Source organism: Streptomyces sp. NPDC041068, from assembly GCF_040647455.1.
In the GTDB taxonomy this organism is placed as follows: domain Bacteria; phylum Actinomycetota; class Actinomycetes; order Streptomycetales; family Streptomycetaceae; genus Streptomyces.
The window spans coordinates 125,557-143,928 of record NZ_JBEZCG010000020.1 but is presented as its reverse complement, the minus strand read 5'-3'; the positions used below and the strand labels follow the sequence as shown (position 1 = coordinate 143,928).

13 protein-coding genes are annotated in these 18,372 nt (G+C 71.5%); 4 read left to right on the top strand and 9 right to left on the bottom strand.

Features of this window, described 5'->3' with window-relative positions:
* Nucleotides 1–6: 6 nt before the first annotated feature.
* The 9 genes from AB0B50_RS36830 to AB0B50_RS36790 form a co-directional block, all read right to left on the bottom strand.
* On the bottom strand, nt 7–1,239 hold the full coding sequence (locus AB0B50_RS36830) for a hypothetical protein (protein ID WP_362340190.1): 1,233 nt from the start codon (nt 1,237–1,239) through the stop codon (nt 7–9).
* A gap of 4 nt (nt 1,240–1,243) precedes the next feature.
* A complete protein-coding gene (locus tag AB0B50_RS36825; RefSeq protein WP_362340189.1) occupies nt 1,244–1,741 on the bottom strand; it encodes a flavin reductase family protein in 498 nt (165 codons plus the stop codon).
* Nucleotides 1,738–3,090, bottom strand: a complete 1,353-nt coding sequence (locus AB0B50_RS36820; protein WP_362340188.1) for an LLM class flavin-dependent oxidoreductase — start codon at nt 3,088–3,090, stop codon at nt 1,738–1,740. The genes AB0B50_RS36825 and AB0B50_RS36820 overlap by 4 nt, the downstream gene beginning before the upstream one ends.
* Nucleotides 3,091–3,168: 78 nt before the next feature.
* Entirely contained in the window at nt 3,169–4,128 is a 960-nt protein-coding gene (locus AB0B50_RS36815; RefSeq protein WP_362340187.1) for a D-2-hydroxyacid dehydrogenase family protein, read from the bottom strand.
* A 1-nt stretch (nt 4,129) separates the two neighbouring features.
* Entirely contained in the window at nt 4,130–5,155 is a 1,026-nt protein-coding gene (locus AB0B50_RS36810) for an enolase C-terminal domain-like protein (RefSeq protein ID WP_362340186.1), read from the bottom strand.
* A gap of 79 nt (nt 5,156–5,234) precedes the next feature.
* Nucleotides 5,235–6,644 (bottom strand): DUF6025 family protein, encoded by a 1,410-nt coding sequence (locus AB0B50_RS36805; protein ID WP_362340185.1) that lies wholly within the window; start codon nt 6,642–6,644, stop codon nt 5,235–5,237.
* The gene (gene acnA, locus AB0B50_RS36800) at nt 6,641–9,169 is read right to left on the bottom strand and encodes an aconitate hydratase AcnA (RefSeq protein ID WP_362340184.1); all 2,529 of its coding nucleotides are present in this window, start codon (nt 9,167–9,169) and stop codon (nt 6,641–6,643) included. Before acnA ends, AB0B50_RS36805 begins: the two co-directional genes overlap by 4 nt.
* A complete protein-coding gene (locus AB0B50_RS36795) occupies nt 9,166–10,593 on the bottom strand; it encodes a citrate/2-methylcitrate synthase (protein ID WP_362340183.1) in 1,428 nt (475 codons plus the stop codon). The genes acnA and AB0B50_RS36795 overlap by 4 nt, the downstream gene beginning before the upstream one ends.
* Nucleotides 10,594–10,707: 114 nt before the next feature.
* Nucleotides 10,708–12,279, bottom strand: a complete 1,572-nt coding sequence (locus AB0B50_RS36790; RefSeq protein ID WP_362340182.1) for an amino acid adenylation domain-containing protein — start codon at nt 12,277–12,279, stop codon at nt 10,708–10,710.
* Nucleotides 12,280–12,524: 245 nt separating this feature from the next.
* Between AB0B50_RS36790 and AB0B50_RS36785 the strand changes: the two genes are divergently transcribed.
* From AB0B50_RS36785 to AB0B50_RS36770, 4 genes are all read left to right on the top strand, one after another.
* The gene (locus tag AB0B50_RS36785) at nt 12,525–13,757 is read left to right on the top strand and encodes an MFS transporter (RefSeq protein ID WP_362340181.1); all 1,233 of its coding nucleotides are present in this window, start codon (nt 12,525–12,527) and stop codon (nt 13,755–13,757) included.
* Nucleotides 13,758–13,805: 48 nt separating this feature from the next.
* Nucleotides 13,806–16,436 carry a YCF48-related protein gene (locus AB0B50_RS36780; protein ID WP_362340180.1) on the top strand — a complete coding sequence of 877 codons (2,631 nt, stop codon included), beginning with the start codon at nt 13,806–13,808 and terminating at the stop codon, nt 16,434–16,436.
* A 67-nt stretch (nt 16,437–16,503) separates the two neighbouring features.
* Nucleotides 16,504–17,127 carry an RraA family protein gene (locus tag AB0B50_RS36775; protein WP_362340179.1) on the top strand — a complete coding sequence of 208 codons (624 nt, stop codon included), beginning with the start codon at nt 16,504–16,506 and terminating at the stop codon, nt 17,125–17,127.
* A gap of 24 nt (nt 17,128–17,151) precedes the next feature.
* On the top strand, nt 17,152–18,369 hold the full coding sequence (locus AB0B50_RS36770) for an MFS transporter (RefSeq protein ID WP_362340178.1): 1,218 nt from the start codon (nt 17,152–17,154) through the stop codon (nt 18,367–18,369).
* The last annotated feature ends 3 nt before the right edge of the window (nt 18,370–18,372 follow it).

The following is an 18,372-nucleotide window of genomic DNA, read 5'->3' as shown; positions in this document are numbered from 1 at the left end:
CCGCATCTAACGCCATGCGACGTTGTTGTGCCACCACCGGGTGACCTCACCCATCCGCTTGCGGACCTCTTCGGCGGTTCCGGCGACGATCAGGGCCTCGGCGGCCGCGTCGGTCGCGTGCTCCACACCCTGCCTCCGCGTCCCCGCGGCCAGCTTCACCGTGAGCTCCACTCCCGGGACGGGGCAGGGCTCGGCGGGCGGCACGAAGTCGCCGTGCCCCGGCGGCAGCAGCACCCATCCGGCGATCGCGGCCGGAACCTGTGGCTGCGGTACGGGGACGAGGGCCGAGCCGCACTGCGCGCGCAGCCCCTCCTTCGCCAAGTGGACGCCGAAGGCACGCTCGTAGGTCTCGGCGATCAGCGCTCCGCCCGCCCGGCTGGCGATCTCGCACAGCACCGGCTCGCCGTCCGCGGTGAGCCACACCTCCAGGTGGAAGGCGAGCGGCGCGGGCGCGGGCGGCAGTGCCTCGACCACGTCCGCCGCGAACCCGCGCAGCACATCCGTACGGTCGTCGTCCGCTTCAAGCAGCACGCTGCCCAGATGGACGTGGTCGAAGACGCGCTCCGCCAGGCCTCCGGTGTACTCGGACGGCCAGCAGTGGACGATCTGCCCGTCCCGCATGATGCCGTCGACATGGAAGAACTCGCCGTGCACGAAACTCTCGGCCATCCACTGGCCCGGCACATGGGGCACGTCCGACGCGCGGCCGCGCTCGAGGAAGGCGGTCACGTCCGCCGCCTCGCGGAGGATGGCGACGCCCTCCGCGGCCGCCCCCGTGCGCGGCTTCACCACCACGGGGAAGCCTTCGGCGTCGATGAAGTCGAGCAGGTCCATCGGTCCTTCGACCGCAGTGAAGGCCGGTACGCCGATGCCGGCTTCGCGGGCCAGCCGCTTCATGACCAGCTTGTCGCGGTAGGCGGTGGCGGACGCGGTGCTCTGGCCGGGCACGCCCAGGCGGGCCCTGAGCCGCGCCGCCCGCAGGACGTCGCTCTCGCTGGTGCTCGCCACCAGGTCGACGCCGTGCTCGCGGGCCGCTTCCTCGGCGGCCTGCTCGGTGGCCCAGGAGTGGTAGTCGGCGACCAGGCGGTGCCGCGGGAAGTGCCGGTCCAGGACGGACTGCGCATCGGCGACGGCCTTCGGGGTGGTGACCAGGACGATGCTGTTCTCGGTGTCGTCCAGCCACTCCTGGAGCGGACGCGTCGTCAACGGCTGGCGGGAGAACAACAGAACAGTGGGCATGGGGTCACATCCTCACGGGATCGGGGGAAGAGGCAGGCCGCAGAGCACCATGGAGGTGAACCAGGCTGTCGCCCGGCTCCCCTTCCCGCACCTCCTCGACGGAGCACACCACCAGGTGGTGGTCGCCCAACGTGATCTGCTGTTGCCGGGAACAGACCAGCCAGCTCAGGCAGTCGTCCAGCAGCGGCACACCGTGCGGACCTTCGTGCCAGCGCGTCGGCGCGGCGAACCGGTCGGCGCCGCTGGTCGCGAACCGCCGCGCCACATCGGCCTGGTCCGCGCCGAGGAGCTGCACCGCGAACCATGCGCAGTCCTCGATCAGGGCCCAGGTGCTCGAGGTGTCGGCCAACGCGAAGGAGATCAGGGCCGGTTGGGCGCTGATCGAGGTGAACGAGGTGATGGTCACCCCGGCCGGGCCTGCCGCTCCGGCGGCGGTGAGCACCGCCACACCGGAGGCATGGGGCCGCAGGGCAGACCGCAGCGAGGCCGCCGTGACCGTCACGAGGCGCTCCCGGCGGCGCGGAAGGAGGGCCGGGGCAGTCCCAGGTGGTCCCGGAGCGTGGAACCCTCGTACTCGGTACGCATCAGCCCACGCCTCTGCAGCTCGGGGACCAGCAGGTCGACGATGGCGTCCAGGCCGCTCGGCAGGCAGTCGGGCATGATGTTGAAGCCGTCGGCCGCCTCGTTCACGAACCAGTCCTCCAGCTCGTCCGCTATCGACTCAGGGGTACCGAGCAGGAAGCGGTGGCCGCGCCCCGCCGCCACGGACAAGTACAGCTGACGGATGGTCAGCCCTTCCCGTCGGGCCTGCTCGTAGATCGTTCGCTGCTTGCCCGCGCTGCCTTCGGTGGCCGGGAGTTCGGGCAGCGGGCCGTCCAGCGGATACCCGGACAGGTCGACCATGCCGAGCTGGTACGACAGCATGCCGAGGCCGACGACCGGGTCGACCAGTTCCTGGAGTGCGGCGTACTTGTCCTCGGCCTCCGCCTGCGTGCGGCCGATCACGATGAAGGCGCCGGGCAGCACCTTCACGTCGTCGGGATTGCGACCGTGGTCGGCCACCTGCTTCTTCAGTCCGCGGTAGTAGTCCTGCGCCTGGTCCAGCGTCTGCTGCACCGTGAAGACGACCTCGGCCCAGCGGGCCGCGAAGTCCTGGCCGTCGGGCGAGGAACCGGCCTGCACGATCACCGGGTGCCCCTGGGGCGGACGGGCCACGTTGAGCGGTCCGCGGACCGAGAAGTGTTCACCCCGGTGCCCGAGGATGTGCAGCTTGTCGGGGTCGAAGAAGCGGCCCGACTCCTTGTCGTAGCGGAAGGCGTCGTCCTCCCAGCTGTCCCACAGCCCGGTGACCACCTCCATGAACTCCCTGGCCCTGCGGTAGCGGGCCGAGTGCTCCGGCTGCTGGTCGAGGTTGTAGTTGCGGGCCTCGGCGTCGGTGGCCGACGTGACCACGTTCCAGCCGGCCCGGCCCCCGCTGAGGTGATCGAGCGAGGCGAACTGACGGGCCACGGAGAACGGTTCGTTGTACGTGGTCGACGAGGTGGCCGCCAGACCGATCCGGCTGGTGTGCACGGCGAGCGCCGACAGCAGGGTCAAGGGCTCGAAGTGGACCATCCGGCCCTGGCGGCTCAGTTCGTCGGCGTCCCGGTACTTGGTGCGCACTCCGGCGCTGTCGGAGAGGAAGACCATGTCGAACTTGCCGCGCTCGGCCGTCTGGACCAGGCCGCGGTAGTGCTCGAAGCTGTGCCCCCCGTCGGCGCGGGTGTCGGGATGCCGCCAGGCGGCGACGTGGTGCCCCGGCGCCGGCAGGAAGGCGCCGAGTTTCATCTGACGGCGATGCGGACTGCTCACAACTGTTCTCCAAAGAGCTTCGGGCGCGGGACCGGGGGCGTGCTGCGGAACCGGGGGCGGTGCTGAGCGGGGATCCGGTCAGCCGAGACGGCGTACCGGGGAGCCCGCGAGGAATGCCTCGATGTCCTCCACGGCGTGGCCGTAGTAGGTGCGGTAGTTGCTCTCGGACACATAGCCGAGATGCGGGGTGGCCAGGAGGCGGGGCGCGGAGCGCATGGGGTGTCCGGAGGGCAGCGGCTCGATGTCGAACACATCGACTCCGGCGCCGGCGATCCGGGCCTCGCACAGGGCGGCGAGCAGCGCGTCCTGGTCGACGATGGCTGCCCGGGAGGTGTTCACCAGATACGCGGTCGGCTTGAGCAGAGCGAGTTCGGCGGGCCCGAGCAGGCCTCGGGTCCGCTCGCTGAGGGCCAGATGCACCGAGACGAAGTCGCTGGTGGAGAGCAGTTCCTCCTTGGTGGAGGCCAGTGTGACGCCGCACTCCTTCGCCCGTGCCTCGGTGAGGTTCTGGCTCCACGCCACCACGTCCATGCCGAAGGCGAGGCCGACCTGGGCCACCCGGCTGCCGATCTTGCCGAGGCCGAGCAGACCGAGGCGGCGACCGTGCAGGTCGGCACCGACCGTGGACTGCCAGGGCCCGTCGGTGCGCAGGGCGTTGGTCTCGGTGACCAGGCCGCGGGCGAGACCGAGCAGCAGCGCCCAGGTGAGCTCCACCGGCGGAGTGGAGGAGCTCTTGGTGCCGCACACGGTCACTCCGTTGCGTTCGGCGGCGGCAAAGTCGATCACGGAATTGCGCATGCCCGAGGCGACGAGCAGCTTGAGCCGGTCGAGGCGGTCGAGGAGCGAGGCCGGGAACGGGACCCGCTCGCGCAGGGTGACGACGATGTCGAAGTCCGCGAGGGCGTCGGCGAGTTGGTCCTCCGAGGCGAAGTGCTCGGGGAAACTGACGACCTCCACACGGTCCAGGACCGGGCTCCAGTCGGCGGACGTCGTGGCGACGCCCTGGAAGTCGTCGAGAACGGCACAGCGCAGGTTCATGTCAGTGGTCTCCGTTGGTTCCGGATCGGGTGGGGCACAGGGCGGGGTCCGGTACGGCGCCGAGGCCGGGGGCCGCGGGCAGGGAGATCACCCCGTCGTCGATCCGGACCCCCGAGAAGGGATCATCGAGCAGGCCGAGGTGACCGTCGAGGTCCAAGCGGTCGGCGAGCCCGGCCAGTTGCGCCATGGCCGTCACCCCGAGGGAGCTCTCCACCTTGCAGCCGAGCATGACGTCGAGGCCGCAGTGGCGGGCGAGCGTGATCGCCTCGCGGGCGGCGAGGAGTCCGCCGCAGGTGAGCAGTTTGATGTTGACGCCGCTCACCCGGCCCCGCAGTCGCAGGACGTCCTCGGGGCGGGCGCAGTCCTCGTCCGCGAAGACCGGTACCGGCGACCGCTCGTGTACGTGGCGCAGGTCGTCGAGGTGTCCTGGCGGCACCGGCTGTTCGAGGACTTCCACTCCGTGCCGATGGAGCTCCCGCGCGACCCGCAGTGCCTGGTCGGGTTCCCAGGAGCCGTTGCCGTCCGCCTGGATGCGCCCCGCGTACACCGAGCGCAGCAGTCCGGCCCTGCTGCCGTCGTCCTCCCCGGTGAGCTTGAGCTTGACCACGGGCCAGGCGGACAGGGCGCGGCCACGGGCCAGCAGCTCCTCCGGCGGACCGGCGCCGATGGACACCGCGGTGGGCGGCTTCGGCAGGCCGGCAAGGCCGAGCAGGTGGTGGAGCGGCTGCCCGCAGGCCTTGGCCAGCAGGTCGTGCAGGGCCATGTCCACGGCGGACAGGGCCGGGGGGCCGATGCCGGTCGCGGCCAACCGGCCGATGATCTGCCGCAGTTCGTAGGGCGAGGCGCCTTCGAGCAGGGGCGCGCAGGCGTCGATCTCCGCGGGATCGGCTCCGCGCGCGGTGCCGTGTCCGACCAGTCCCTCCCAGGCGAGTTCCAGGACGCACTGGCGCACTTCGGTCACCACGCCCGTGTTGCTGGCGAACGGCTCCTTCAGGCTGATCGAGACCGGGCGTCGGGTGAGTCTCATGCTGGCGCCTCCTCGTCCCATGCGGCACCTCCTCGTCCCATGCCGGCGCCTCCTCGTCTCATGCCGGCACCTCCTCGTCTCATGCCAGCGCCTCCTCGAACGCCCCGACCACCGCGCAGGCCTGACGAAAGGTCAGCTTGCGGAACCCCGCCGGCTCCACCGGCGCCGCGGGCCCGCGCAGGGCGGTGCCGGTGGGCACCCCGCGGCCTTCCTCGAAGCGGCCCCGCAGGTACGGGGAGAGCCGGTCCTGGTGGGTGGAGAGCCAGCCGCGGGCCGTGTCGTGCGCGGCGTCCGGCGCCGCCGCGAGGACCGCGGTGAACAGGTCCGCGATCAGGTCCTCGTCCCTCTGCTCGGTGTCGGGCGGGCAGAGCATGAAGATCTGGGCGGGCAGCAGCCCGAAGCACAGCGGGTTCACCTGCTCGAAGTCGCGTACCAGCGGCCCGGTGATGGCGCGCAGCGAACGGACCGTGGACTTGCGCGCCAGATAGCCGCCACGCCTCGGCGGACAGCCGGCCATGGCCCGCGCGCCCCAATGCAGATGGGTGAGGAAGGGGTCCTCCGAGGGCAGGCCCGCACTGCCGGGCAGATGGGTGCCGAGCAGCCCGAACAGCACGCTGCTCAGCTGGATCGAGATCACGGGGAGGACCGGAGGGACGTCCCGCATCCGGGAGAAGAAGCGGCGGGGTTCGCTCAGCGCCCCGACCGTCAGCAGGGCCGCTTCGGCGAGCGCGCGGGCGGAGGGGTAGCGGTGGCCGTCGAGCAGATAGGCATCGCCGTCCCGCCGGATCTCGCACCGTCCCACGGAGCCGTCCAGGAGCACGGCGTGGCTGATGAGTTCCGCGAAGGCCGCCCGCGGGTTCTGCCGGGCGCCGGCCTCCTCGATGAGCAGGCAGAGCATGTCGGTCACGAGGTCGGCGTGGTCGGAGACCACCGACGCCCACTGCTTGAACCGGAGAGCGGGATGGGACTTCATGCGCTCCCAGTGGAGTTCGGCGAGCGGTACGAGCTCGCCGTCCACCTCCGTCTGCGTCAGGGCGCAGAACAACGGACGGCTGCGGTCCCGCCTCGTGAAGTCGCGCCCGTTCCAGGTGTACAGGGGCAGCGCGGTACGCCCGCCTCCCTCGACCAGCGAGCCGGGCAGGTAGACGTCGTCGCCGCCCTCGCTCTCGGCCTCGGTCCGGGTGAAGCCGTAGACGAGGGGGTAGCCGTAGTCGTTCGTGCAGATGGCGGTGTTGAAGTCCATGGGGCCCGAACGGCAGAGGGCGATGTCCTCCCAGTTCCCCAGGTGCCCGGTCCGCGGGGGAACGAGTCCCTCGGTGTTCCGGATCAGATCGAGGACGTCGCCGACGGGGATGTCGAGCGTGCCGAAGTGCAGGGTCATGTAGGGCTTCTGGCCGGAGGCGAGGGCATCGGTCCCGGTCACGGACCCGGCCAGGCCGAGCCGGTCGAGGACGTTGCCGCTCATCCGGTCGAGGACGTTGCCTCTCATCCCGCCTCCTCGGAGCTGAGCAGGCCGAGCAGACGCGGCAGGGTGCCGCCGGCCAGCAGCACGTCCCACTCGCCGGCGGAGCTGACGTCGGCCCGCGCGGTGAAGGAGACCTCCCCCGCGGTCACCTGGACCAGGCCGCAATCGCGTACGTCGTCCAGCGGCAGGTCGAACTCCTCGTGGCCGGTGAGTCCCAGCGCGGACCAGGACCGTCCCTCGGGCAGCAGGAGGGGAAGGATGCCCATGGCGCACAGGTTCGCCCGGTGGATGCGCTCGAAGCTCTCCGCGAGCACCGCCCGCACGCCCAGCAGCCACGGGCCCTTCGCGGCCCAGTCGCGGGACGAGCCCATTCCGTAGTTGCGTCCGGCGAGTACGACGAGGGGGGTGTGCGAGGCGGCGTAGCGCTCGGCGGCGTCGAAGACCGCGAGCCGGTCCCCGCTGAGCAGGTGCAGGGTGGTGCCGCCGCTCTCGCCGTCGCCGACGAGGCGGTTGCGCAACCGCGGGTTGCCGAACGTCCCCCGGGCCATCACCTCGTGGTTGCCGCGCCGGGAACCGTAGGAGTTGAAGTCGCGTACGCCGCGCTCGCGCAGATGGATCCCGGCGGGGGAATCCTCGGATATCTCGCCGACCGGGGAGATGTGATCGGTGCTGACGTCGTCGCCGAGCGCCAGCAGGGCGCGGGCGCCGGTCAGCGGCCGTGTGTGCGGCCGCGCGTCGACGTAGGCGGGCAGGCGGATGTAGGTGGACTCCTCGTCCCAGGGGAACACGTCGGAGTCGGCGACGGTGATGGCGTCCCACTCCGCCGGGGGCGCCGGGGTGTCGGTGAACAGACCGGAGTGGACGAACTCCGCCTCCAGCGCCTGCAGTTCAGAGGCCTCGGGCCACAGGTCCCGCAGCATCACGGGCCGGCCGTCGTGGTCGGTGCCGAGCGGTTCGGTCTCCAGGTCCACCCGGACGTGCCCCACCAGGGCGAGGGCCACGACCAGGGCGGGCGAGGCCAGGTAGCCGGCCCGGACCTGGGTGTGCACCCTGGACTCGAAGTTGCGGTTGCCGCTGAGCACCGCGGCCACGGTCAGGCCCTCACGGGCCACCGTGTCGCCGACGCCCTCGTTCAGCGGCCCGCTGCCTCCGTTGCAGGTCATGCAGCCGTAGCCGGCCACGTGGAAGCCGAGCTTCTCCAGGTGGGGCATGAGCCCCGCGTCCTGCAGATAGCGGGTCACGGCCTGGGAACCCGGCGACAGGCTCGTCTTGACGTGATCCGGCACGGCGAGGCCGCGCTCGACGGCGCGCCGGGCGAGCAGCCCGGCCGCCAGCATGGCCCGCGGATTCGACGTGCTGGTGCAGGAGGTGATGGACGCGATCACGATGTCGCCGTCGGTGACGCCGTCCGCGGTCCGCGGTGCGGCGTCGTGCAGAGCGGCGAAGGAGCCCGGGAGTTCGCCCAGGGTCATCCTCTGGTCCGGTCGGGAGGGTCCTGCCAGGGTCGGCCCGACGGCACCGAGATCGAATTCGATCACTCGCCCGAACCGGGGCTCGCTGCCCTCGCCCGCGTCGCGCAGCAGGCGCTGGCGTCGGCAGTACTCCTCGACGCGCAGCACGTCCGCCTCGCGGCGTCCGGTCTGCCGCAGATAGCTCAGCGTGCCGTCGTCCACGGGGAAGAACGCGGACATCGCTCCGTACTCGGGTGCCATGTTGGCCACGGTGCAGCGGTCGGCGGCCGACAGTGCGGCCACCCCCGGACCGGTGAACTCGACCATCAGGCCTCGTACGTTCTGCTCCCGCAGCGTACGGGTCAGGGCGAGGACCACATCGGTGGCGGAGCTGCCGGGACGGACGGTTCCGGTGAGGCGGACCCCGACGATCGGCGGGATGCGGATCGGCTGGGCGAGGCCCAGCATCAGCGCCTCCGCCTCCAGGCCGCCCACTCCCCAGCCCAGCACGCCGAGCCCGTTCACCATGGTGGTGTGGCTGTCCGTGCCGATGACCGAGTCCGGGAAGAGCGTGCCGTCCGGCCCCTGCGCCACCACCGTCGCGAGGCGCTCCAGGTTCACCTGGTGGACGATGCCGGTGCCGGGGGCCGTCACCCGCACCCCCGGAAAGGCGCGTTCCGCCCACTTCAGAAACGCATAGCGTTCCCGGTTCCGGCTCATCTCCAGAGCCTCGTTCCTGGCCAGCGCGTCCGGACGGCCCGCCCAGACGGCCTGCACCGAGTGGTCGACCACCACGTCGACCGGCAGCGCAGGCCTGACCTGCCGGGGCTCCTCGACCCGGTCGCGGAGCGCCGCCAGGTCCACCAGGAGCGGAATTCCGGTGTAGTCCTGGACGAGGATCCGGGCCGGGCTGAACCGCATCTCCAGCTCGGGGTCGGCGCCGCGGGCGAGTCGCTCGCCGAGCGTCGCGGCGCTCTCCCGCTGCCCGTCCCGGATCAGCGACTCCAGCAGCACCCTGCCGCTGTACGGCACGGCTTCCAGGTCGAAGCCGTGCTCCGCTGCGAAGTCGGGCAGGGGTGTCAGGGCGGTACCCGTCATCGTTCCCCCTCGGGGTAGGCGCGTGCGTGCGGCCCCACATAGCTGAGCAGGGGGCGGATCAGCACGTTGTTGGACTGCTGCTCGAGGACCTGCGCCACCCAGCCCGCGGTGCGGCCGATCACGAAGAGGGGAACCGCGAGGTCGTCCGGCAGGCCGAGCAGGCGGTAGGCGAGACCCGCGTAGAGATCGACGTTGGGGGCGACGCCGTGCCGGCTGTAGGGAGCCATGGCGGCGGCCACGGCGTCCAGGGTCGCGAGGCCCCGGGTGTCCCCGCGTTCCTCGCTCAACTCGGCGACGGTGGCGCGCAGATGGCGCACCCGCGGATCCTCCGTGCGGTACACGCGGTGGCCGAATCCCATGACCGGCTCGCCGCGGCTCTGCAGCTCCGCCACATAGGCCGCGGCCCGCTCGGGAGAGCCGACCTCGTCCAGGAGGGACATCACGCGCTCGGCCGCCCCGCCGTGGACGGAGCCTCCGAAGGCCGCGATGGCGGCGGTGAGGGAGGCCGTCATGCCGGACCGGCAGCCGGTGGTGACCCGCGCGACGAAGGCCGAGGCGTTCGCGCTGTGGTCGGCGTGCACGATCAGGCCCTTGTTGATGAACCGCACGGCCATGGGCGTGGGCCGCTCGCCGAGAAGTGCCGTCAGCAGCGCCTCCGCGTACGGGACGTCCTCGTTCGGGATCAGCGGCTCGCGACCGCCCCGGAAGGCGTGGTGCGCCGCGACCAGCATCGGGATCCGGGCCAGCAGGGTGATCCCCGCCGTGCGTGCCTGCTCGTACGTCTCGTCGGTGCCGTGCCCGCCGTTCGGCTCGAAGGCGGCGAGCGCGGAGACGCAGGTGCGCAGGGCGTCGACGGGGTGGGCGTGGGCCAGTGAGCGGGCCAGCTCCAGCACGGGCTCGGGAAGGGAGCGGGCCGCGCTCAGCTCCTTGCCGAACGCCTCCAGCTCGGCCGTGTTCGGGAGTTCGCCGTGCACCAGCAGGTACGCCACCGCCTCGAACGAGGAGTGGGCGGCGAGGTCGTGGATGCTGTAGCCCCGGTACTCCAGGACGCCGGCCGCCCCGTCGATGTGCGAGATGGTCGTCTGGTCGAAACTGACGCCCTCCAGGCCGCGGTGGACCACGGGCCGCTCCGGTATGGCGGTGGTCTGCTCGGCGGCGGTGATCGGCTCCGGGGCGGTGGTCTGCTCCGCGGTGATCGGCTCCGGGGCTGTCCCGGCGGCGAACTCGCGGATCGCCGCGACCGTGCGCAGCGCGAGAGTGAGTTCGTCGTCGACGGACACTCCGTAGGCCTTCTCGATCGCCACCATCAAGGAGACGTGGCCGAGGGAGTCCCACTCGGAGATGGACTGGTACTCGAGGGTGTCCGTGACGTGGCTCTCCGGGATGCCCAGGGTGCGGGCGACGAGCTGCTCAACTCCGCTCATGGCTCCTCTTCTGCGGTCGATGCGGTAGGTCGGGCACAGCCCTTCCAGGGGTGCAGGTCCCTTCCAGGGGTGCAGGTCCCTTCCAGGGGTGCAGGTCCCTTCCAGGGGTGTGGGTCAGAGGTGGGCGGGTTGCCTGTCGAGCCATCGCCGCAGCGCCGGCCGGTCCACCTTGCCGTTGCCGTTCAACGGCATGTCGTCGATGACCTGGACGGACTTCGGCACCATGTAGGCGGGCAGCCCCGCCTTGCAGGCGGCGGTCAGCGTCTCCGGGTCGACCGTGCCCGACACCACCGCGGTGACCGTCCCGGTCTCGGGCAGGTACAGGCAGACGGCTTCCACGGCCCCGGCCCGGCGCAGGACCGCCTCGGCCTCGCCCAGTTCGACGCGGTGCCCACCGATCTGGACCTGCTGGTCGTTGCGTCCGAGGCACACGTACTGCCCGCCCCGCATCCGGACCAGGTCCCCGGTGCGGTAGTACGTCCTGCCGTCGTGAGCGAAGTACCGCTCCGCGGTGAGCTCGGGGGCCTGCCAGTAGCCGGGTGTGGTCTGCGGGCCGGCCATGCACAGTTCGCCGATCTCGCCGTCCGGGACGGGCCGCAGGCCGTCGTCGACGACCAGGGGGTGCAGTCCGGGGTACGGCTGCCCGATGGGCACGTTGTCGTGGACGCACTCGTCGGGGCTGGTCCGGGGATCCCACCGGTAGGCGGTGCAGGCGATGGTGAGTTCGGTCGGCCCGTACAGGTTCTCCACCACCGACCCGGGGGCCGCGGCCTGCCACGCCTCGGCGGTGCTCCGGGGCAGCGCCTCGCCGCAGAACAGGCTCCAGCGAAGCGAGGGCATCGTCCCGGGGTTCAGCGCTCCGCGCTTGCGCAGCACGGCCGCCACCGACGGCACCGAGAACCAGACGGTGATCCCGTTGCGCTCAAGGTACTTGAAGGGTGCGAGGAGCTCGATGGGGTCCATCGAGCAGACTCTCGCACCGTGCTCCCAGGCCATGAACAGGTCGAAGACCGACAGGTCGAAGGTCTGGTCGAAGACCTGGGACAGCCGGTCGTCGGGCGTCAGCCGGTAGCGGTCCTGATTGGCGGCCAGGAACGCCCCTACGTTGGCGTGGGTGACCGGCACGCCTTTGGGGGTGCCGGTGCTCCCGGAGGTGAACAGCAGATACGCCGGGTCCTCGTGCGCGACTTCGGGGAGGTCGCGCAGCGGCGGCGCGGCCGCCAGGTCCGCCGCGTCCAGCACACGGACTCCGTCCAGGTGCGCAGCGTCCGCCCGCAGGGTCTCGGGCAGCAGGACGACCGGCCGCCGCGGCAACCCCTTGAGCAGTTCGGGGAGTTGGGAGAGCGATGCCGCGTCGGCTATCACCGCGTCCACGTCGGCCCGCTCCAGCATGGTCCGCGTGCGCGACACCGGAAACTTCCGGTTGAGCGGGACGAAGGCGGCCCCTGCGAAAAGCGCGGCGAGCACCCCGAGATAGGAGGGCGCGGTGCGGTGCGCGAACACCGCGACACGACGCGGCCGGCCCCCCGCCGCCTCGACCAGCGAAGCGGCCCAGCGCCGGGCGGTGTCAGCGGCCTCCGCGTACGTGATGTCGCGCTTCCCGACGGTCAGGGCGAGGTGGTCGGGGCGGACATCCGCGTGCTGGAGGAAGCCGTCGCCCAGTCGGCGATGGAGGATTGTGGTCATGTCGGTACGACCTTCACTAGCGGCTCTTGCGCTCTGGCTGCGGGACAACTGCGCACGGCGAGACGTTAGTTGCGTGCTGGACCGTCAGGGCCCTTGTGCGCGCATTCCCTTTTAACCGGAAAAGCTCCGGCAGCCGGGAAGCAGAATTGGCTTTTCGCGGTCATCGCGCGTTGTGCTCGAAAGGGCGGCCGCTCGGATCCGGTGACTTAGCCTCATCGCCAGGCCGAAGCGAGAAGGAGCAAGGAATGCTGTCACGTTTCCTTCCCCAGCCGGGCCCCGCCCGACTCATCACCATCGTCACGATGGTGATGACGCTGGGGCAGGGGCTGTGGATGGCGATCAACGCGATCTACGCGGTGACCGTGCTCCACCTGTCTCCGGGCCAGATGGGCATCAGCGTGAGCTCGGCGGCCGCCATCGTTCTCGTGTGCAGCACGCCGCTCGGGCATCTCGCCGACCGGGCAGGGCCCCGCACGGTGCAGCTGTGGTCGTACGTGCTGTTGACGCCCCTGACGCTCGCCCTGCTCTTCGTGAACGGTTTCGTGGCCTACCTCGTGGTGACGTCCCTGCAGGCCGTCGCCTACCGGGCGGGCCGGAGCGCGCGCAAGGCCATGATCGCGGGTCTCATCCCTCGCGAGGACCGGGTGTCCGTGCTCGCCTACGTACGGGCGGCCAGCAACGTCAGCGTCTCCGTCGGCGCGTGTATCGCGGGCCTCGTTCTCGCGGTCGGTACTACACCGGCCTACCGGGGCGCGGTGGCCTTCACGGCCCTCTGTTTCCTGATCACGGGCCTGCTCACGCTGAAGGAAGAGAGCGTGCCCCCGACCCCGGCCAAGGGGAAAGACGCCTTCGGGATTCTGCGGGACTGGCCGTTCCTCCTGTTCACCGCCGTGGACGGGCTGTTGACCACCCACACGCTGCTGCTCGAAGTGATCCTGCCGCTGTGGGTCCTGCACCACACGGACGCCCCGCGCTGGGTGAGCGCCGCCATCCTGCTCCTCAACACGATCCTGGTGGTGTTCCTGCAGACCCGGGTCGCCCGGGGTACGGACACTCCGCCGGCCGCGGCGCGCTCCGGCCTGCAGGGCGCGGGCTGTGTGGCGGCCGCGTGCGTCGTGTTCGCGATGAGCGGCGGAACCGGGACGGTGGCCGCCTGTCTTCTTCTCTTCGCCGGCGCCGTGCTGCACGCCCTGGGGGAGATACGCCAGGCCGCGGGCAGCTGGGGCGTCGCGTTCAACCTCGCCCCCGACGACGCTCAGGGTCAGTACCAGGGCACCCACGCCATGGGGATCGACCTCGGCAAGATGATCGCTCCGGCGATCTTCACATGGCTGGTTCTCGAACAGGGAGCGGTCGGCTGGATCGTGCTGGCCGTCGGATTCGCGGCGCTCGGCGCCGCGATGCCGCCCGTCGTCGCGTGGAGTCTGCGCCGTGGCGCGGGCTCCACCGAGTCCCAGCAGATCACCACAACAGGCTGACCAGAGGATAGGTGCCCGATGGCGCAATGGAGTGTGGCTCCGCGGAGCGTGAATCTGCAGGGAGTCTGGCCGGTCGACCGCCTGCACGCATGGGTCGTGGGCGACGGCGGCATGATGCTGGCGACCCAGGACGGCGGATCCCGCTGGAGCGTTCAGGGGGACACCGAGAAGGACCTGCGCGCGGTCTGCTTCGCCGACCTGGAACGGGGCTGGGCCGCCGGCCGTGACGGGACGATCCTGGGGACCGTGGACGGGGGCCTGAACTGGCAGGAGCTTCCTTCGGGCACCACACGGAACCTCTACGGGATCTCGTTCGCGCCGTCCGGGCGTACGGGATGGGCCGTGGGCGACGGCGGCACCGTCCTCGCGTCGTCCGACGGCGGCGCGACCTGGCAGCCGCAAGGCCCGTCCACCGACACCCACTTCACCCGCTGCTCCGCGGTGGACGACCAGGTGGCCTGGGCCGTCGGGAAGCACGGACGCGTCCTGGTGACGACCGACGGCGGCGCGACCTGGGTGGACCGCTCCGGCGCCACCCGGTCCGACCTGAAGGGCGTCTTCGCGATATCCGCCGCACGGTGCTGGGCCGTGGGGCGTTCGGGCACCCTGCTGCACACGGTCGACGGGGGCCTCACCTGGACCGTGGCCGACGGCGTGACTTCATCCGATGTCTATGGTGTGTGGGCGTCCGCGGACGGGCGGACGGTCAGGGCGTCGGGGGACGACGGGCTGGTGCTCGGTTCCGACGACGGGGGCCGCACCTGGTCACGACTGACCAGCGGCACCCCCAAGGACGTCGTGTCCCTCGCGTTCACGGCCGATGCCCGGCACGGCTGGGCCGTCGGCGACGACGGCCTGATCCTGGACACCTCGGACGGCGGCCGGACCTGGGCCTTGCAGTTGAACGGCGCCCACAAGGATCTCGTCGGTGTCCACGGCGCGGGGTCCTCCCGCTGGGCCGTGGGACAGGACGGCACCCTTCTGTTCACCGTCGACGGCGGCACCGTCTGGCGGCCGGCGGACACCGGAACCGACGCGCTGCTGTGGGCCGTGCACGGCAGCCACGACCAACAGCGCGGCTGGGCGGTCGGCGCCGAGGGCACGATCCTCGCCACCCACGACAGCGGCACCACCTGGCACCCCCGCACCACGCCCGTCGACACGGACCTGTTCGGCATCCACTTCGAACCCACCGGACACCACGGCTGGGCGGTCGGCGCCCACGGCACACTCCTCGCCACCGACAACGGCGGCACCACCTGGCACCCTTGCACCACACCGGTCGACACCGATTTGTTCGGCGTCCACTTCGAACCCACCGGACACCACGGCTGGGCGGTCGGCGCCCACGGCACACTCCTCGCCACCCACGACGGCGGCACCACCTGGCACCCCCACAGCACACCGGTCGACGGGGCCCTGACACACGTACACGCCGTGGACACGGGTACCGCTTGGGCCGTCGGACGGGACGGGGCCCTGATCGTCACCCAGGACGGCGGCACGACCTGGTCGCTCCGGGAGAGCGGCACGGACGTCGCGCTCTGGGGCATCGCCTTCACCCCGTCGGGAGAACAGGGGTGGGCCGTCGGCGACCGCGGCACGGTGCTCGCCACCCAGGACGGCGGCGAGGTGTGGAAGGCCCAGGACACCACGGTCGCCGCCTGCCTCAAGGGCGTATGGGCGTCCCCCGACGGCAGGGACGTCCACGCGGTCGGCGACGGCAGCGTGGTCCTGGCCTCCCCGGACGGCGGCGCCTCCTGGCGGCCGCAGATCGCCGCCACGGGCAAGAATCTCTACGGGGTCGTTCTTCTGCCGGACGCGGAACGGGGCTGGGTGGTCGGCGACGGCGGAACCATCCTGGCCACGCGTGGCCGGGGCACGTGGTCCCGGCAGCCGAGCGGCACCACGGCCAACCTCTACACCCTCAGCGCGGCCACCCCCGACAGCGCCTGGGCGGTGGGCCGCGGCGGCGTCGTCCTGATGACACAGGACGCCGGAGCGACCTGGCACCAGCAGGACAGCGGCATCGCCAAGGACCTGCTGTCGGTCCACGTCCGCCCGGACGCGCTCACCGGATGGGCGGCCGGCGATCACGGAACGATCATCGGCACCCGGGACGGCGGTGTCACCTGGCTGCCCCAGCCCACCCCCCGGGCCGATGTGCTGTGGGGCCTGGACTTCGCGGACGGGCGGACCGGCTGGGCCGTGGGCCTTGGCGGTACCGTCCTCGCTACCCGTGACGGCGGGACCACCTGGGAGTCCCAGGACTGCGGCACCCGGGACGACCTGTTCGGTGTGTACGCCGTCGACCCCCTGACGTGCTGGGTCGCCGGTGACCGGGGAACCGTGCTGAGCACCCGGGACGGCGGCAGCACCTGGCAGCGCGCGGAGACCGGCACGACACAGAACCTCAACGCCGTCGCCTTCACCTCCGACCGGCGGGTCGGTCTCGCCGTGGGACGCAGCGACATCGTCCTGCTCTCCGAGGACGGCGGAGCCACCTGGCAGGCCGGTTCCACGGGTACCGGCATGTCGCTGTGGGCGGCGCGGCCGGTCTCGGCACGGCATGCCTGGGTCGTCGGCGACGAGGGCAGCGTCCTGTCGACCTCCGACGGCGGAGCCACCTGGGAGACCCACCCCTACGGCCCGGAGCCGGACTCGATCATTCGCTGGTAGCACCCGTCCATTCACCGGCACCACGCCTCGGGCAGAGGAAGAGCAGAGGAAGAGCAGAGGAAGAGACATGAGCACGACGACCGAATTCCAGGATGTCCCCACCACCACCGTCGCCGACATCCTGGGCCGTGGGCAGGTCATGGACATCACCATCCGCCCGCTGTGGCCCTCGACGCCGCGCGTCGCCGGTCCGGCGTTCACCGTGCAGTGCCCTCCCGGTGACAACCTCATGCTGCACGCGGCCATCCATCGCGCGGAGCCGGGCTCGATCATCGTGGTGCAGTCCGGCGACCTGGACTACGCGCTGGCCGGTGGCAACGTCTGTGCCGTGGCCCAGCGCCGCGGAGTCAGGGCGTTCGTGGCGGACGGCCTCATCCGCGACCTCGCCGAAGTACGGGAGGCGGGCTTCCCCGTCTTCGCCCGAGGGGTCATTCCGTTCCCCGGCACCAAGAAGGCCGTCCTGCCGCTCAACGCCCCGGTGCACTGCGGCGGCGTGCGGGTGGAGGCCGGCGATGTCGTGGTGGCCGACGAGGAAGGCGTCGTGGTGGTCCCCGCCACCCGCCAGGAGGAGGTTCTCCTCGCGGCCCGGACGAAGCTGGCCAAGGAGGCCGCGGAATCCCTCGACGACTGGGAGGCGGCTCACCGGACCCGCATCGACAAGATCCTCGCCGAGTCCGGCTTCGAGGGCTGAGTAAGGCTGAGTGACGACGCCGCCATGCTGATACGCACCCTTCCGGAAGGCCGAGAGGTCCGGACGTTCCTGGGAATCGTCCTGGTCCTCACCGTGGGACAGGGCCTGTGGATGGCCCTCAACGCCGTGTACGCGACCTCCGTTCTCCACCTGTCCGCGGAGCAGTTCGGCATCGGCGTGGGAATCGCCGCGGGTGTCGCTCTGGCCCTGAGCACCCCCACCGGTCATCTGGCGGACCGCGTCGGCGCGCGGCGCGTGCAGATCTGGTCCCTCGTGGCGATGGGTCCTCTGTCGGCCGCACTGCTGCTCGTGTCGGACTACCCGTCCTACCTGCTGGTGATCAGCGTTCAGGCCGTGGCCTACAGCGCGAGCCGCGGCGCCCGCCTCGCCATGATCGCCGGTCTTGTCCCGCCGGAGAAGCGCGTCCCGGTCCGTGCCTACATGCGGACCATGAGCAACGTCGGCGCGACCGCCGGAGCCAGCGTCGCGGGCGTCCTGCTGGCGATCGGCAGCACGGCCTACTACCGGGGGGCCGTCGTGGCGGTCGCCCTCGCCTACCTGGCCAGCGGGCTGCTGACACTGCTGCTGCCGACGGTGCCGGGGCAGCCGCCTCGTCCGGGGCCCGCGCTGGTCGTCCTGCGCGACCGTCCGTTCCTCGCCTTCGTGGCGCTGGACGGCCTGCTCTCGATGCACAACATGCTGCTGGAAGTGGTGCTGCCCCTCTGGGTCCTGCAGCACACCGGCGCCCCGCGCTGGACGATCGCGGCGATCCTGTTGCTCAACACGGTGCTGGTGGTCCTGCTGCAGGTGCGGGCATCGCGCGGCACGGACGAGCCCACGTCCGCCGCTCGGGCCTCCCGGACCGGGGCCCTGTGCATCACCGCCGCCTGTCTCGTCTTCGCACTGAGCGACGGCGCCTCGGCGGTCACCGCCAGCGCCCTGCTTCTTCTCGGCGCCATCGCCCATGTCCTCGGCGAGGTGCGGCAGGCAGCGGGCAGTTGGGGAATCGCCTTCGGACTCGCGCCCGACGACGCCCAGGGTCAGTACCAGGGCACCCACGCCATGGGCGCCGACATCGGCAAGATGATCGCGCCCGCGCTCCTCACCTGGCTGGCGATCGGCCACGGAACCGTCGGCTGGATCGTCATGGCCGCCGGGTTCGCCGTGCTGGGCGCGGCCATGCCTCCGCTCGTGGCCTGGTCCCGCCGCGGCCGGAAAACCGAAGTGCCTGCCTCCGCCTAGCCG

Coding starts and splice junctions, on each gene's coding strand:
- AB0B50_RS36830 (WP_362340190.1), bottom strand. CDS start 1,239: ATGCCCACTGTTCTGTTGTTCTCCCGCCAGCCGTTGACGACGCGTCCG.
- AB0B50_RS36815 (WP_362340187.1), bottom strand. CDS start 4,128: ATGAACCTGCGCTGTGCCGTTCTCGACGACTTCCAGGGCGTCGCCACG.
- AB0B50_RS36810 (WP_362340186.1), bottom strand. CDS start 5,155: ATGAGACTCACCCGACGCCCGGTCTCGATCAGCCTGAAGGAGCCGTTC.
- AB0B50_RS36805 (WP_362340185.1), bottom strand. CDS start 6,644: ATGAGAGGCAACGTCCTCGACCGGATGAGCGGCAACGTCCTCGACCGG.
- acnA (WP_362340184.1), bottom strand. CDS start 9,169: ATGACGGGTACCGCCCTGACACCCCTGCCCGACTTCGCAGCGGAGCAC.
- AB0B50_RS36795 (WP_362340183.1), bottom strand. CDS start 10,593: ATGAGCGGAGTTGAGCAGCTCGTCGCCCGCACCCTGGGCATCCCGGAG.
- AB0B50_RS36790 (WP_362340182.1), bottom strand. CDS start 12,279: ATGACCACAATCCTCCATCGCCGACTGGGCGACGGCTTCCTCCAGCAC.
- AB0B50_RS36785 (WP_362340181.1), top strand. CDS start 12,525: ATGCTGTCACGTTTCCTTCCCCAGCCGGGCCCCGCCCGACTCATCACC.
- AB0B50_RS36775 (WP_362340179.1), top strand. CDS start 16,504: ATGAGCACGACGACCGAATTCCAGGATGTCCCCACCACCACCGTCGCC.
- AB0B50_RS36770 (WP_362340178.1), top strand. CDS start 17,152: ATGCTGATACGCACCCTTCCGGAAGGCCGAGAGGTCCGGACGTTCCTG.